Here is a 16,690-nt window from a genome sequence, read left to right as displayed (position 1 = left end):
GGGCGTATGTAATGAACAAAAGTTATATGCAACGTTGCTTTGACGTAATAGAGATCATCCCGAAGGAGTTGCAGAGAAGATAGATCGCACCATTACTTTGTAGAAGATATGCATAGTGTGATCGTCAAATTAACCGATTAAGTGGGAGATTCATTGAAAGTAATTGAGGGGATGGTAGCGCCATGCCAATTGAAATCAAAGACATTGTAGTGTTTTAATGAGTAAGCTTCAAGATCATAGTTTAAACTTTAATTTTAATCTAGGTATTCTTCGAGTTGCTGACGAGTTGAAGACATTAACTGGCGAAACCATCTTTATCGGTGTCTTGAATGATGATTCCTTTTATTAAAGAGCTTGAGCAAATTAAAAAAATCGGGTTTTGCGGTAGATAACGAGGAAGCCGATCAAGGAGCAAAGAAAACAGAATAACCCTTCTCAGAAATGAGGTGGGTATCCTGTTTATAAATGTTGGCATTTTAAAGTGCCCTCAATCATCATGGAGAGCCTTTTTTTGGGGGAGTAGTATAGTTTAGTGTTAATCATCTGAACTAGTGAGTAGAAATTTTCCGATAATATTCTCGTTGCTATCGTACAAGTTTATATACTTATCGAATTTTGGTTCATTCATACTCTGAATTGCTTCTTCGGGAGTTTGTGGCAAATCTTGATTCATATCTGAAGTCTTGATGTAACCTTCAGTTCCGTCTACACCAAAAGCCTTAACTAGATCTAATTCTGTTTCATCATGATAAATAAATGAACCATATGTTTGACCGTTATCATTGATTTTTATTTCCATTTGATCTTTAGAGGGACTAGTATCGGCAGATGCAGCTCCCCAGCCATAAACTCCTATTCCAATCCCTAAAGCACAAGTCACACCAACTGTAATTAATTTTAGTGATTTTGTTTTCATTAGAATATCCTCCTAATGTTGAATGAATGGTGTTTTAGAACCACCGTCATATTCATACTTACCAGACTGTCAAACGGCAAACACTGCCTCAGTTTCGTAATCCCCAGATCCTTAACCCCAGTCGAATCTATTAAATTACTCAATTTCAAATTAATGTAACATTTAATGTCGTAATTGTAAACCATTTTTAGGTTATTTAGATTCTTATGTAACCACGGAAAATTCACTGGCATATTCAGTCGCAATAGAGGGCAACCGGAGGAAGGAACAAATCCTTTTACAATCATTGTCAGTACGGTTATAATACAATCACCCGATGGATTACCCAACAAAGTTAAATATTGTAATTAGACACTGGAGGTATGGTTATGGTCAAGAAGAAAATGTCCAAAGCCCTCAGCGCAGCTTTAATCGTTTCTATGCTGGCTACTGGCGTGATAGTCGCTATCCAAGGTAAAACAACGTTAGAGGCATCATCAGGTGATAAAAAGGTTGAAGTAATTAAAGCACAAGCGTGACCTTACTATGAAGAAGCTTAGGTGCGACTATATCGTCCCAATTAGGGCATATTGAGCACCTGATGCGAAAACCTCAGCTCGGTTAACCGAGCTGAGGTTTTTTCATTATCATTATGAATTGATGTCGAGGGACAAGATCATGGTGCGCAATTACCAATTATACATTGGCACCTCGTGCAGGTACCTGGGCAATTTTACGATGGCATTCAGCCACCACTTGGCATGCCTTACGGATGGATTCGATTTCATAATCACTTTTTAAAATGATCATGTTCGTATCAGGCCTCATTCGTAATAGCTTGCATAATTTGTTCACAGTTTGTCATGTCAGCTAGAAACCGTTACGATGTGTTATATGGAATTTATCTTTGAGGCTCAATCAGTTATAGAAAAGAGAAAGGACAAGCGGCATGATACAAAGAGAAGGGAATGTAGCTTGGAACGCCAACTCAGAATATATATGGTGAGCAACGGGACTTGTTTAAGGAATTAAGCAAAAAAGATGAGTTATCTGTACTTCAGAGAGATCCAAAACTTATCTTAGTTGAACTATATTTTATAAGGAGACACGTAAGATGGAATTAAAATTTAGGGAAAAGGCTCTGTTATTTTATTTGATCGAGGCTAGATACAATGATTTGGAGTTACGAGAGGAGCAAGTATATCAGGAAATTGAAGATCTATACTTTAAATTTAAAGATGAGTTAGAAAGAGAATATGGGGAAGACTGGCGAGAAATTTAAAGCAAGGAGGTACCCAAGAAAATGATTTATTGGAGTATGCAGACATTAGAGGTTTGGAAACAAGCTCAAGAAACAGGTTACTTGGAGGGAAGCTCTGAACACTTAATGTTTCCAAAACAATACATATGGATGATGGAACAAATGAAAACAAGATTACCTAATTATAAAGGTGAGTATTCAATCTGGCTATGGATCAAAAAGCCGGATATGAGATCTACCGGACATTTTGAGGGAGGAACTAAATGCGTAAGATTGACCATTGATCTCAAGGAGACAGATGTACTAATATCAGATCTTGATAGATGGAACCTGGTACTGAACAATGGATTTTGCTCTGATAATGAACATGAAGAAGATGAGTTTAATAAGGGGATACTAGAAATGACGAAAGAAGAAAGTTGGGAGCGGATTTTTGATTTAAATCGAGCGGTTGATGTTAATTGGACAGGTAATGGTGCATGGCTTCAGGGAACTACGGGACGAATCTACTTAGAAAAAGTGAAGAGAGTAGAGCAATATATTAGTCGTAAATCAAAGTTATACTAATAACAATTATAACAATAAGGTAAATAAGACATATCATGACCTCTTTTCAAATGTTGTTGGGGGAACATTGAAAAATCCTTCCCTTTAATCGTTACTTACAATTCCAAGTTAGGATATGGCCAATAGCCTAAATGTGTGAGGGCTAAAGTCATTAATCTGGTGGTTTAGTACTCTAAACTCATCATTCATAATGTCAGAGAATATAGTTGATAAGCATTATCATTCATGATATATTGTTAACCAGTAAACTAAATATAAGAATTTATTTAGAATAACTCTATTTTTAAAAGAATATTTTTGTTTACAAGTAAATAAGGAGCGATCAAAGAATGATCTCAAAAGATCGAACAAAACAGTTGCTTTATGACCAATTTATCCGTTTTTTACATGTGTATGAGAACCACAAGGATACAGAAATCGAGCATTTCCTAAGTATCGCCCAGCGTGAAAGCATCGAGAAAATCCCTCAGCATTTGACCGCGGTTCATATGATAGATTGCATAGGCAAGCATGAGCCCATTAACAACACGGGTATTGCCGAGGCGATGAACTTGTCCAAAGCAAGTATCACCAAAATTGGCAACAAACTGCTCGAGGAAGGATTCGTCAAACGTACGAAAATGAACGACAACAAAAAGGAGAGCTATTTCCGGTTGTCACCGCAAGGCAAAAAAATCTTTGAATTGCATGAACGTCTGCATATACATGAGGCTGAGCGCTTCTATCGTACTCTTGACAAATATTCGGAAACGGAGCTAAAAGTAATCCATCAATTTCTACAAGACAGCAGTATAAATATTGAATCCAGATAGAACAAAGGAGAGTGAAGCATATGAGTCTGGCGGAATTGATCAGGGAGCGCAGGAGTATTCGTAAATGTAACTCTACGCCGGTGGACCAGGAGTTGGTTGTTGAACTACTGCGTAAGGCTATACGGCTTCAACCATTTGTTGAGTCTGGCTCATGGCGTGTAGTGTATGCCGGAACGCCAGAAGCACGCAAACGGTTGGTGGATTGCATGCTGGAACAGATGTCACAAAGCAAGCTCGGCAAGCTGATTCCTGGGAAACTTCTGGATGTTTTTAAAAAGAGATTTACCGATATTCCTGCGCACGTCATTGTTATGTCGACTGTAGGACCGAATCGTCTGACCAATGACCGCAATTATGCGGCTGCCTGCGGGGTGATGCAGAGCTTCCAACTGCTGGGCTGGGAACGAGGGTTAGGAATGTTATGGGATACAGAGTCCATGATTCAGCATGAAGGGTTCTTCAATGGAATTGGCTTACGTGAGGATGAAAGATTTGTTGGTATTCTTCATATAGGATATTACGACAAAGCGCCAAGAAGTCGGAAAAGGACACCAGCCGAGCAGAAGTGGACCGTATTGCGAGGACAGTCTACATAGGAGAGGAGGATAAGAAAATGAAATTGTCAGATCTGGAAGGAGACATGGACGGTCCGAGTGAGTTTTTGGATCAACCGGTATCGCAGGACCTAATCCTTGAATTGCTCAATCATGCCGTATGGGCGCCAAATGATGGCCTCCGAGAGCCGTGGCGATTTATCTTTGTTGATAACCAGTATGGGGACTTCATGCAGGGATTACAGAACCAGGCCCCTGCGTATCTTCTGGTCTTGGTGAAGGAAGAGGCGGATCAATATAAGCGGGAAGAGGATTTTGCAGCTGTCTGCTGCCTAATTCAGAATTTCCGCTTGCTGGCTCATGAGCAAAGTCTGGGTGTGCACTGTACCTTACATGACTGGATGTACGACCCGAGCCGTACTGAAATGTTTGGTGTACTGAGTAACGAGCGCATTGCTGCGGTTCTGGAATTGGGTTACGGTGCACATCAGTGGAAAGGAAATACGAAGTTACCTGAGACTCAACTTCATTTTGAACTGCTGTAAGGTGGGGACGATGGGATGAGACTCCAAATGGAAAACCTCGGCTCGTCATCGTCTTGAGCCGCTTATTACATAATAAATATAGGAGGTATGATTATGGTCAAGAAGAAAATGTCCACAGCACTCAGTGCAACTTTAATCGTTTCTATGCTGGCTACTGGCGTGATAGTCGCTATTCAAGGGACAACAACGTTAGAAGTAGCGAAGTCAGCAGGGGATAAAAAGGTTGAAGTTATTAAATAAAGCATACGTGAGACCTGCTAGAAAGTTAAAAGAACCTCATCTCGGTTAACCCGGCTGAGGTTTTTTTCTGTATCATTATGCATTGAAAAAATGCAACCCTAGATGAAATAAGAATAGAAAAAAAGTAAAGTGATGCCGCGGGGCAAGAGCTTCTACCAAGTGCCTATTAGGCGTATCTAATCATTATTTTGCCCTTTAATTCGTTAAGCTGCTCACGAAACCGCAAAATCAGTAAGAAACTTTAGAATTTTTTAATATCTTACCACTATTTTCTTAAACACTCTTTTCTAAAATGAGTGGAAGGGAGGCAAAACAGGAAACAGAATGAAAGACTAAAGTTAACAGTGAAAGGATGAATTTAGAAAACCATGAAAAAATGGCTCCGTAAGGATGCTTCGGCGGCCATGTTCTTCCTTGTGCCAAGCGGCATCGGATTTGCACTCTTTTACCTTATCCCGTTTGCCATGGGCGTGTATTATTCGTTTATGAGCCATTCGGTAGACGGTCATTTTGTGGGACTCGATAATTATCGTGAGCTGCTCGGAAGTGCTTCTTTCCTCAAAGCAGCTTCCAACACGTTATATTTCAGTACGATCAGTGTTCCACTTATGATCATGCTGTCATTGGGGCTCGCGATGCTTCTACATAAAAATGTCTATATCCAAAAATGGCTTCGAACAGCTTATGTGATGCCGCTTGTTGTGCCCACCGCCTCGATCATCATGATTTGGCAGATCCTTTTTGATTGGAACGGGTCCCTTAACGCCTGGTTGGATAGTTTCGGATACGGACGGGTGGATTGGATGAAATCCGAATCGGCACGTATAGTCGTGATTATGGTCTATATATGGAAGAACATAGGTTACAACGTTATTTTATTCCTTGCCGGACTTCAGCAAATACCGAAGGATTACTACGAAACGGCTCGTATTGAAGGTGCTGGTCGTTTACGGCAATTTCGGAGTGTTACACTGGTTTATCTGACTTCGACGATGTTTTTTGTAGTGATTATGTCCATTATTAACTCATTTAAAGTGTTTCGGGAAACGTATCTGATTGCTGGCGGTTATCCCCATGACAGTATTTACATGATGCAGCACTATATGAATAATATGTTCATATCACTCGACATTCAGAAACTAACCGCAGCGGCATCCTTGATGTTTGTCAGTATACTGCTGATCGTTCTAGCTCTGTTTGCGATGGAGCGTCGGCATCGGCAGTACATGGAATAGGAGGTGAAGTAAAGTCTGTGCGAATAGTCTACATATTGAAAAATGGTGTATTAACATTCATCCTGAGTGTTATTGCCTTGATCTTAATATCACCAATTGTGATTATATTCACAAATTCGATGATGACAGAACAGGAAATTGGGATCAATTATGGCCTCATCGGGCAAATGAATGAAGCAGCCGTAGGTAGAGACGATGCATTTGCAAACCTGAAGCTGATTCCGGATAAGGTCTCCTTTGCACAGTACGGGAAGGTATTTATCGACAACCCGAAATTTATGATGATGTTCTGGAATTCGGTGTTCATGGTCGTACCGATTATTGTAGGTCAGACTCTTGTTGCGGCTCTGGCTGCCTATGCATTCTCCAAGCTAAAATTTCGCGGCCGGGACTCTATGTTTTTGGTATATGTCATGACGATGCTCATGCCATTCCAAGTCACGCTGGTACCCAATTACATTATGGTCGATATGCTTGGGATGCTGAATAGTACAAGTGCCATCATTCTTCCTGGCATCTTCGCAGCTTTTGGCGTGTTTATGCTCAGACAATTCATGCTGGACATTCCCTACGCCTATATTGAAGCTGCCAAAATGGACGGAGCAGGACATTTAAGGATATTTGTTACGATGATTGTTCCGATGATCAAGCCAGGATTAGCCGCACTTGTGATTTTGCTCTTCGTTGATTATTGGAACATGGTGGAACAGCCTCTTATTTTTTTAGACGACCCGTTCAAGCAGCCGCTTTCCGTCTTTTTATCCACGATTAATCAAAGCGACAAGGGTATTGCTTTTGCTGCATCCATGCTCTATATGGCCCCGATGGTGATGGTATTTCTGTATGCGGAGTCGTATTTCATTGAGGGTATTCAATTATCCGGAGTTAAAGGTTAACTTTTCAGTGCTGGTTTTGGGAGGAGAAGAAAGGATATGGAGTTAAATACAGGGGCTGCTGAGCAAAGACAAAAGCGAATCATTCTAGTCGTGTTCATAAGCTTTATGGGATTGCTGCTGGTCTTCACATTGTTTAGCAATACGCTTCAATCGCTGACCTTACCGAAAGTGACTACGGAGCAGCCGAAAATGGGAGACATCCAGTTAGTTATTGAAGGTAGCGGAATCCTTCAGCCGATCGCTGAAGCCAAGTTATCCGGTTCAACCGAGCGGAAGACTCAGCAGATTCTTGTGAAAGAAGGCGATCGTGTAAAGAAAGGACAGAAGCTCATCACCTATGATAGTCAATCGACAAAACAAGAAATTGAACTTGAAGTAACAAATCTGGATAAGCAGAAGATTGAGCAGCAGAATCTTCAGGACCAGTTCATCCAATCGTCCCTCGAAGAAGATGAACTTAAGCTGCGCAGCGCACAACGTGAAATTGAAAAAGGCAAACTTGATATTGCTGCGCAGGAGCGCAAGATCAACGAAATGAGAGAACAACTGACCAAAGATCAGGTACTGACCGCTCCGTTCGACGGTATTATAACGAAGTTGAACGCGGTAGAAGGACTGGCTTCCGCAGGTGAGCCAGATATCATTGTCTCGAACAGCGGGCAAGGGTACAAGTTCGAGGTTAATGCGGATGCAAAGCGTTTGTCCAGGTTAGGGATATCCATCGGAGAGCGGATCAAGGTAGAGGTAGATACAGATCAAGAGCGGCAAGCCAACAGCATGGACGGCATCATTGAAGAAATCATTAATGCAGAGCCACTTATAGAGGGAGCATCTGATGAAGGAGCGGGGATGGTAACCCTCCCTCAAAAGATCCTTCGTATTAAGCTCCTCGATGCCGAACTGAAGGGAGGTGAGCAGGCTCGGGTTAAAATCGAGAAAAGTTCTCTCGATCAAGGGCTGCTTGTTTCCAATGAAGCTATTCATCAGGACCGGGAAAGCACTTATGTTTTTGTAGTCGAGGAGCAGCCGGGGGCACTCGGTAATGTATTTGTTGTTCGCAAAGTCAAGATTGAGTCCAGCGAGAAGAATCACAAAGAAACGATGATCCAAACCGACATCATCTATGCAGAGGATAAGATCATTCTGAAAAGTAGCGAGCCTCTGCAAGATGGCGACCGTATCCGCTTGGAATAGTGAGACGTAACAATAAGAAGAGTTCAGGAGGAATTATACAATGAAAAAGTGGATTTTGATCCTTTCTATGGGGGTTCTTATCACGAGTTTAACCGCATGCAGTTCCGGGGGAAGTAGTACAGCGGATAAAGTGACATCGAAAGATGGAAAAACAGTCCTTACCCTGTCTGTGACAGAGTCGACCCCATTCTATCAAACAGTGGAGAAAAAGTTCGAAGAGAAATACCCGGACATCGATCTGCAGATCAATGCATATAAGACGGGAGAACAATGGGGATCAGGGGACTACGAGAAGTATCGGAATTCTATGAATACAGCCATGTTATCGGGAAAAAGCATGGATATCAATGAAGTTGATGACCTCCCATTCAAAGAATATGTAAGCAAAGGTTTCCTTCTCGACATGAACGACTTGCTCAATAAAGATCAGACATTGGATAAAGACGATTTGCAAATGAATATTTTGGACGGTTTGAAGGTGAATGATGGAATGTATACCGTACCTTTGGGGTACATGTTACGAGCATTTGTAGGAGATGGGGAAATGCTGAGCAACGCTAATGTTAAGTTTGATGATAAGACCTGGAACTGGAAAGAGTTTGAGAAGGTTTCAAAGGAAGTAATCCAAAAGAAAAGCGGTACCGATGAGGTTTATGCGTTAGCGTCCTACCCGCCCGAACTCCTCTTTCAGGAAATGCTTGTTGAGAACTATGCTGCATTTGTCGATCCTTCGGCCAAAAAGGCCACATTCGATTCTCTCGAATTTGTGAATCTGTTCGAGCAGGTTAAACAAATGTACGAGGAAAAGATTGTGACATCGGAAGAAGCAAAGCCGGGCAATCAAATGTTCAATTCCACGTCAATTACGTCGCCAATTGATTTTATCGAAGGTCCCTACATGCTTTTTGATCAACCCAAGCTGCTGCAATCACCGCAGGCGGGAGAAACCGGAGATCGAAAAGGCTCGCGAGTAGCTACTATAAAACAGTTCGCAATCCATGCTAAATCGCTCGTAAAGGATGAAGCCTGGAAGTTCATCAGCTTCTTATTGTCGGAAGAAGTGCAAATGCTAAAAGATCGAGAAGGATTCTCGATGCTTAAATCCGTGAATGAAAAGAAAATTGATGATCTTCAAGAAAAAGTTAAAAATGGCGAATACAAGCTTCCAAATGGGGAGATGGCAAAAGTATCGGATGAACAGTTCGCCGTGTTTAAACAAATTGTTCAATCCGCTGATCAATATGTAGATCTGGATGTTAAAGTGTTAAGTATTGCCGGAGAAGAGTCCGTTGCATTCTTTAGCGGACAGAAAACTGCCGAGGAAGTAGCTAAACTGATCCAAAACCGGGTCACAACTTATCTAAACGAATAGGTAAATGGCGGGAAGCAGCCTGCATTCGTGCGCTGCTTCCTGCTTCACAGAATGAAAAGCGGGCAAATGTCTTTTTATACAGGGAGGTAGATTCATGTATAGGCCGAAAAAAACAGTTGTGACAATACTACTCAGTGCCGCCGTGTTGGGTCATTTCATGGCCCTTGACGTATACGGGGCATCCACGGCTGATCACCTCGTTTCCAAATCTGCTGTAGCCGCGTCTGGTCTGACATTAGATCAACTGGGCTCAGTTTCGTTGAAGCAGAGCGTCCATGTAAAGCTGACCGGGACGGATGTTTTTACACAGCCAGGCGGAAGTATTCTCATATATACGCTTCATTACAGTAACAGCAGCGGCAATAGGGTGGATCTTATCGATTATTTTTCCAAGATTTCTACGCCGAGTGGTACGACTATAAAAGGAAAAGCAGTGACCCGTGATGCTGATAAACGAACGGTGCCTGCGAACAGCAGCCTATCTGTGACGTACTATGCGAACATTGGAAACTCGACAAAGGTCAACGGGATCAAAATTTCCATGTTCGGATGGGATTTTAACAGCGCAAATTATCAGAAAAAGCTGGGACAATTCACGATTCCTGCTCAGTACTCATCTATAATTCCGATAGGTAAGAGCAAAAAGATCACAATAAATAATCTTCTTGTCACAGCCAAGGTGGATACCTTGCAGAGGTATAAAATTAATGGAAAAGTGTATGTTCAATTGGGACTCAGGCTCTCAAACGGAGGAACGAAGATGCTAAGTGACCCTGGATATAAAGCATATCTAAGGTCAGCGGGCGGTTCAACATTTGAGCTTATACCCGATTCAGCCAGCTCCGGCTACAGACTTCAGTCTCAGGAGAGCAGAGTCATCAGTTATTGGGCTGAGATACCCTCCACGATGAGGACACATGGCATGACTCTGCAGCTTGCACAGGAAGATGAAGTATTGAAGATCCAGCTCCCTGTGCAATCGTTCAACCTTCCCGATGCAACCCCGGATGTTGCTGTAGTGAAGGGCAAAAGCACCAAGATCATGATGAAACAGCAGCCAGTCACGGTCAAGGCGGAACGGATGCAGCGAATGAATCATAATGGAAAAGCATACATGAGAGTGGCCGTTCAATTTGCAAACGGGGGCAAGAAGGTACTAAGCGATCCCGGATATAAAGCACAACTGAAATCGGCGGGGGGCTCAGTATTCGATCTTTTGCCTGAGGATGATACAGGGAGTAACTTCAAGATCCAGCCAGGGCAGAAACGAACGATATATTATTTGGCAGAGGTTCCATCCAACCTCAAAACAGAACATATGACGATGCAATTTACGCAAGAAGACGAAACGTTGAACATGATGCTACCAGTAAAAACCTTCAAACTTCCAGCTGTTACCGCTGATAAGCCTGTGCCGGATTATGGCATCAGAAAAATTTCGGTGAACCATCAAACGATTGAAACCCAGTTGAAATATGCTTTTGTATATACTGAGAACAATACTGGCAAATGGAATATTCAATTCCGCATTAAAAATCTCAGTGAAAAATCCGTGAAGCTGCCAGCTTATGAGCTTTCCATCTTTACGGATGAAGGTTATAGCATTCCGGTGAATGCCAAGGCATTTGACCAACAAACGCTGAAGCCGATGGAGGAGAAGCTTATCGATCTGGATGTAGATGTGCCATTGCATATGAAACAGAATACGCTGCAGCTGCAATTGACGGAGCCTGCTACGGAAGGGAAGATTAGCTTCCCGACGGCCCTTTATAAAATTCCATATGCTCATGAAGGCAAAAGCCATCAGGGCTCAGAGAATATCATCGAGAATAGTCACGGGACATTTGGCGTGAAGCTTAGCTCATATCAGCGGCTGCCATGGGGAGATAAAGATCAGATCGTAGCCCGAATCAGCATTCGTAATACCAAAACGACGACCGTGCAGCTGCCTGTGTTAAAAGCAGCAATAAATGCTGGAATGCGGGATCTCAGTAATACAGGCCAAATTGTGGTACAGGATAACCAAACGACCTTGGCGCCCAATGAAACCGTGGAATTCTATGTCCTTGCCAACATACCATATTCGTATAATTTCAATCAATTACGAATTGAGCTCCAGGAAACAGCAGGCGAGGATATTACTAAATTTCTGTCGTTGAACTTTAACGCGTTCAACAACGCTATGAGCCTGGTTCCTGCAGGCGATTCTTATCCCATCCATACTCCGGGCAAGAAATCAGAAGTCCGTGAACGCTTGACCACCATTTACCATGACGCTAAGTCCAATCTAATGTACACGGAACTGGAAATGACCAACCAGGAAAAACGGCAATCCAAGCCGTCACAGTTAGTTGCTTACTACAAAACACCAGATAACGAGTATTTTGAGGCAGAGGTTAGCCAATCGTCCGCCAAGACCAGTCCGAAAGGGAAAAACCTGGTGACGGTCTGGAGCAAGCTTCCACTAAATGTGAATACTTCGCAGCTTGAACTGTATGTCGGAGAAGGGGTTGCGAATGGAAAGATGGCAGATGTGGGGGATGAACTCACGGGTTCTATTAATACTGTTCGTTTAGCACTTAGCCCTAGAGTTGTACAACCAGCAACGAATCTGCAACATGTGGAATTGTTTCCGTATCAGCTCAACATTACGAGAGGTGAGGGAACGCTTAGCGCAGCGAAAGATATGCTTAATATCGTTATTTATTATGATCTCTTAAGAAATGGAGATTATGAGACAGGTTCTACTGACCATAAGCTCATTATGGAAGTCATTGACCCGAGCGGGAAATCCATAGAGAAGGTATTAACACTTGGTACCGATTTAACCGTTGGCAATAATAAATCATACTTCATGAACTTGAATACCAACTTAAGCAAAATCGTAAATAGTGGGACAGTTCGAATCAATCTGTATGATGAGTTCCAAGGACGAAGAATATTGCTCGGAAATCAAGTCTATCCATTCATATATGAAGAGCAGGCCAATAAACCAGATAGCGAATAAAGATAATAATATACAAGCTGTTGGAGGACAACATCTCTGAAGATATGATACTATATTTTCGGAGATGTTTTTTGTCGACGGACAAGAACATACTCCCATCAAGGTCGCTATTTTAGGCGACTTTTTATTTTATCGGTACACGGGGAAAGGTACCCCTGCACCAAAACATCATAACTGATTAAGCTTGCTTTCAGGCTCTTCACCATTTTCTACACGTTTTATATTCTTTATAAAGAAATCATATCTTGTTTTATGAAATTTCCGACCATCAGGCATTCCTGCTGTATGGGGAGTAAGTATCACATTACCCAGATTCCGGAGCTCGCTGTCAATAGGAAGCGGTTCAGATTCAAACACATCCAGGCATGCGCCTGAAATATCCCCGTTTTTTAATGCATCAATCAAGTCTCTTTCGTTGACAATGCCTCCTCGGGCTGTATTGATAAAAAGAGTGGTATTTTTCATTTTTTTGAATGCCGCTTTGTTGATCAGCTGTTTGGTTTGCTGATTCAAGGGTACATGTACACTGACTATGTCCGATGTGCTTACAAGAGTATCGAAGTCCGTCATTTTCACAAAACCGTCCGATTGTACAGTGGCATTTCTCGCATAAGCCAGCACATTCATATCAAAAACCCTGCAAAACGCAGCTACTTTTTTTCCAATAGCACCCAAACCGATAATTCCAATCGTTTTTCCTTTTAACTCACTCCCTGCATAGTCCAATTGATTTTCATCCATCTTGTTTTTCATGAAAGTATCCAGAAACGGTATGTTTTTATAATAAGACAATATCAGTGCCATGACGTGTTCGGCCACTGCCTGTGCATTTACTCCTCCAGCATTGGCCACCCAGATGCCGCGCTGTGTACAGGCAGGGACATCCACATTATCAAATCCTGCACCCGTCTGTACCAATTTTATTTTTTTTGCGTTAGAAAGAAGATTGTGATCCACCTTAATATGTTCAGGGATGAGTACCTGGCAATCTTCAATATGATCCAGCATTTCTTTTCCGGGCGGAACAATTACAACGTTCCAGTCTTGCGGGAAACACCTTACAATATTGGATTTTGAGGTCTCGCTAAAATAGCCCACTATGAGAATTTTCATTGCTAAACCACCTTTCATAAGCTATACCATTCTTCGAATAAAACCGTTGATGCTCGTCATTTTATCCTTTTAATACAATTTTATCAAGAAAATCTCATCACGTTCTATTGAACCGGAGTGGAGAAAGCGAGTTTGGAACAGTTATATCAAACCAAATCTAAATTAACGTCTGCGGGGATTAACCCGGGAACTGTTTAGATGACGCATTAATATATTGGGGGGGGACGTTTGTAGTGTTGTATCAAATACTCTTTTATATGTAAATACAAGGAATTATATCGTTCGAAATAGAATATTAGTTTAGTGTGATTGTCTATTTCCAAGATTAGTTATATCCTTTTATGAAAAAAATCGAAGGGATTGATACGGATGAAAACTATACAATTATCGGATATGAATAAAAACGTGAACAATGGCATGGTTGGTTTTATTGAATTTTCAGGTAAACAAATAATGAATTGGTTTGAAAGCGAGGAACAAATAAATGGAATTGGTCTTACAAAATGTAGAGAAGAGTTTTGGTGAAAAAAAAGTATTAACTAATTTAAATTTTCAATTTGAAAAGGGAAAGATCTATGGCCTTCTTGGGCGCAATGGGGCCGGCAAAACAACGTTATTCAATTGTTTAGGTGGCGAGATCCAAGTGGATGGCGGCAAAATGAAACTTGTCAACGAATCAAAATCGCGGGACTTGGAAATGGATGATGTAGGATACGTTTATTCATTGCCACTGTTACCAGAATTTCTGACGGGATATGAATTTGTACGTTTTTTTATTGATGTTAACGTAGATGTAATTGAAGGACGAGGAAACAATATTGATGACCTGTTTGATATGATGCACATTGCGCAGGATGACCGACATAAGCTCATTAAACATTACTCGCATGGAATGAAGAATAAAGTTCAAATGTTGTTATTTTTACTCATAAAACCTACAGTGATTCTGTTGGACGAACCTTTAACTTCCTTTGATGTCATCGTTGCGAGTGAGATGAAACAATTGTTACGTGATATAAAAAAAGATCATATCCTAATTTTCTCGACCCATATATTGCAATTGGCAACGGATCTGTGTGATGAGTTAATTATTTTAAATCATGGGAGTTTAACACGGATTTCACCCGAAATCCTTACTCAGCCCGACTTTGAAGAGCAGGTAATTGAATTATTACGGGATGAAAGCCAAAATGGAAGTACGAAGGAGAACGCCGATGACGGGAATGATTAGTACAATTTCTCGCATCTGGCAGTTACAGATGATTACGTTGGTCAACCGTTTGATCTATTTCACGCAAAAGTTACCGTTTGTAGGGAAATTAATCAGTGAACAAACTTATGCTGCTTTTCGGACGAAACGTACCATCGGTGCAATTGCGGTTATTTTATTATTTGTCGCTGGGTTATTGGAAAGCTTATTATATTTCGGGGGAATGTTTGCATTGCCCATGCTCTTATGGACGGAAGAAGTTAATCGTACGGAGCATTTTAACCTTCTTATTCACATGTATTTTTGCATAAGTGGCGTAATGGCTGGGGTAACGAGTGCAAAAGTGCTGGAATCAAACAAAATGAAGTATACATCTATCCGCCTTATGCGGATAAGCCCAACCAAATTTATGCGAGCTACGCTATTTTATCGGTATACGACATTTTTTATCTATCAAGGGATTGCAATGACTCTGGTTGCCGTACTCTTTAAATTCTCAATTACTCATGCATTGCTGATTGTGGGAATGATGACTTTTTGGCGAGTGATATGTGAATTTTTACATTTGGCATTATTTAAATGGAAAGGCATTATTCTTGTACAGAAAACATGGGCTACGAGTTTGAGCATGTTGCTGGCACTGACTTTTGCTTACCTTCCTTTCACAAAACTGAACCTTCCTCTATTTGGATCTGTGATATTTGATCAACCGGGGCTTTTGATACTGATATCGTTATCTGGGGTTATCTGTGGGTATATTTTACTAAAACATACGGATTTCACATCTGCAGTGCGCGCAGTAACAAACCATGCTGATCCATTGTTAAATCCAGAAATACGGATGGCTGATCTTCAACAGAGAATGGTTCAGTCAAAAGAACATGATCTTAGCAGGCCAACCTCGTCTAACCTTCATGTCAACGAGCAGCGCACATTAGAAAAAAAGGGATATGAGCAATTACACGAAATTTTTGTTACCAGGCACACCGCTCTCCTGCGTGCACCGTTCAACAGACGTTTATTGGCTATTATGATCATAGGCATACTCCTACCTTTGTTGGTACTCATTTTCAAAGATCATCTTTCACTAAATTCAATTGAAAGATTCTCACCTTTAATCATTATGGTCATGCTAAATATGACAGTAGGTGGCCAGATTTGTAAGGCTCTATTCTACCATGTTGATAAGCCGCTGATGCGCTATCCATTTTACCGCCAGCATGCGAAGAAGCATTTTCTGTTAAGGTTTAGAAGTATATTAAGGATAAATCTAAAGTTAGGTTCTTGTTTAGCAGCTGTAATAAGTGTATCTATACTTGTATTAACTGGAGGACAGGATATACGTTTACTACTTCCTATCTGGGTTATAACCATTGCACTGGCTGTATTTTTCTCAGTACATCATCTGTTGTTATACTATGTAATTCAACCCTACACAACGGAGTTGGAAACCAACAGTCCTCTTTTCTCATTCGTAAACGGCCTTGTTTCATTGAGTTTTGTTGTGGCGATGTTTCTAGGTCCTACACTATGGGGACTAACGGCTGTCATCACGGTGTTGACTTTAGCCTATCTATCCAGCGCTGTCTTTCTCGTATCCAAATATGCTCAAAACAATTTTAGAGTGAGATGAGAAGGCGATTTAAAGTTTTGAGATCGTTATCGTTGTAATTTGTTATTATCCCCGGGTATAAACACTAAAAGCATTGAGTCTCACCCCCCACGAGAGCCTATGTAATGTAGGAGGGAAGAGATTCAATGCTTTTTTTGATTTAGAGAAGGGTTGAAT

General features: G+C 41.3%; 16 protein-coding genes. 14 read left to right on the top strand and 2 right to left on the bottom strand.

Annotation, left to right across the window (positions count from 1 at the left end):
• Positions 1-535: 535 nt before the first annotated feature.
• Positions 536-916, bottom strand: coding sequence for a hypothetical protein (locus tag MHB71_RS08750; RefSeq protein WP_076327486.1), 381 nt, complete (start codon positions 914-916; stop codon positions 536-538).
• Between the two features lie 368 nt (positions 917-1,284).
• On the opposite strand from MHB71_RS08750, the gene MHB71_RS08745 reads away from it, so the two are divergent.
• From MHB71_RS08745 to MHB71_RS08690, 12 genes are all read left to right on the top strand, one after another.
• Positions 1,285-1,434 (top strand): hypothetical protein, encoded by a 150-nt coding sequence (locus MHB71_RS08745; protein ID WP_179086457.1) that lies wholly within the window; start codon positions 1,285-1,287, stop codon positions 1,432-1,434.
• A 575-nt stretch (positions 1,435-2,009) separates the two neighbouring features.
• Entirely contained in the window at positions 2,010-2,177 is a 168-nt protein-coding gene (locus MHB71_RS08740) for a hypothetical protein (protein ID WP_155985137.1), read from the top strand.
• A gap of 21 nt (positions 2,178-2,198) precedes the next feature.
• Positions 2,199-2,723 carry a DUF3841 domain-containing protein gene (locus MHB71_RS08735; RefSeq protein ID WP_340029327.1) on the top strand — a complete coding sequence of 175 codons (525 nt, stop codon included), beginning with the start codon at positions 2,199-2,201 and terminating at the stop codon, positions 2,721-2,723.
• 329 nt (positions 2,724-3,052) lie between these two features.
• The gene (locus tag MHB71_RS08730; protein WP_017688279.1) at positions 3,053-3,535 is read left to right on the top strand and encodes a MarR family transcriptional regulator; all 483 of its coding nucleotides are present in this window, start codon (positions 3,053-3,055) and stop codon (positions 3,533-3,535) included.
• Positions 3,536-3,555: 20 nt separating this feature from the next.
• The gene (locus MHB71_RS08725) at positions 3,556-4,131 is read left to right on the top strand and encodes a nitroreductase (RefSeq protein ID WP_340029326.1); all 576 of its coding nucleotides are present in this window, start codon (positions 3,556-3,558) and stop codon (positions 4,129-4,131) included.
• 17 nt (positions 4,132-4,148) lie between these two features.
• Positions 4,149-4,634 carry a nitroreductase family protein gene (locus MHB71_RS08720; protein WP_100527562.1) on the top strand — a complete coding sequence of 162 codons (486 nt, stop codon included), beginning with the start codon at positions 4,149-4,151 and terminating at the stop codon, positions 4,632-4,634.
• Positions 4,635-4,727: 93 nt separating this feature from the next.
• Positions 4,728-4,874 (top strand): hypothetical protein, encoded by a 147-nt coding sequence (locus MHB71_RS08715; RefSeq protein WP_340029325.1) that lies wholly within the window; start codon positions 4,728-4,730, stop codon positions 4,872-4,874.
• 368 nt (positions 4,875-5,242) lie between these two features.
• Positions 5,243-6,109 (top strand): sugar ABC transporter permease, encoded by an 867-nt coding sequence (locus MHB71_RS08710; RefSeq protein ID WP_338706117.1) that lies wholly within the window; start codon positions 5,243-5,245, stop codon positions 6,107-6,109.
• Between the two features lie 17 nt (positions 6,110-6,126).
• A complete protein-coding gene (locus MHB71_RS08705; protein ID WP_340029324.1) occupies positions 6,127-7,005 on the top strand; it encodes a carbohydrate ABC transporter permease in 879 nt (292 codons plus the stop codon).
• Positions 7,006-7,041: 36 nt separating this feature from the next.
• The gene (locus MHB71_RS08700) at positions 7,042-8,199 is read left to right on the top strand and encodes an RND transporter (RefSeq protein WP_340029323.1); all 1,158 of its coding nucleotides are present in this window, start codon (positions 7,042-7,044) and stop codon (positions 8,197-8,199) included.
• 40 nt (positions 8,200-8,239) lie between these two features.
• The gene (locus MHB71_RS08695; protein WP_340029322.1) at positions 8,240-9,571 is read left to right on the top strand and encodes an ABC transporter substrate-binding protein; all 1,332 of its coding nucleotides are present in this window, start codon (positions 8,240-8,242) and stop codon (positions 9,569-9,571) included.
• 94 nt (positions 9,572-9,665) lie between these two features.
• A complete protein-coding gene (locus MHB71_RS08690) occupies positions 9,666-12,578 on the top strand; it encodes a hypothetical protein (protein WP_340029321.1) in 2,913 nt (970 codons plus the stop codon).
• 168 nt (positions 12,579-12,746) lie between these two features.
• On the opposite strand, the gene MHB71_RS08685 is transcribed toward MHB71_RS08690, so the two are convergent.
• Positions 12,747-13,691 carry an NAD(P)-dependent oxidoreductase gene (locus tag MHB71_RS08685; protein ID WP_340029320.1) on the bottom strand — a complete coding sequence of 315 codons (945 nt, stop codon included), beginning with the start codon at positions 13,689-13,691 and terminating at the stop codon, positions 12,747-12,749.
• A 484-nt stretch (positions 13,692-14,175) separates the two neighbouring features.
• Between MHB71_RS08685 and MHB71_RS08680 the strand changes: the two genes are divergently transcribed.
• On the top strand, positions 14,176-14,922 hold the full coding sequence (locus MHB71_RS08680; protein ID WP_340029319.1) for an ABC transporter ATP-binding protein: 747 nt from the start codon (positions 14,176-14,178) through the stop codon (positions 14,920-14,922).
• Entirely contained in the window at positions 14,906-16,534 is a 1,629-nt protein-coding gene (locus MHB71_RS08675) for a hypothetical protein (protein WP_340029318.1), read from the top strand. Before MHB71_RS08680 ends, MHB71_RS08675 begins: the two co-directional genes overlap by 17 nt.
• Positions 16,535-16,690: the final 156 nt, after the last annotated feature.

Origin of the sequence: Paenibacillus sp. FSL H7-0940, assembly GCF_037979415.1 — a bacterium.
Taxonomy (GTDB): domain Bacteria; phylum Bacillota; class Bacilli; order Paenibacillales; family Paenibacillaceae; genus Paenibacillus; species Paenibacillus amylolyticus.
Note: the sequence above shows the minus strand (reverse complement) of the source record. Positions and strands in the feature narration are given on the sequence as shown.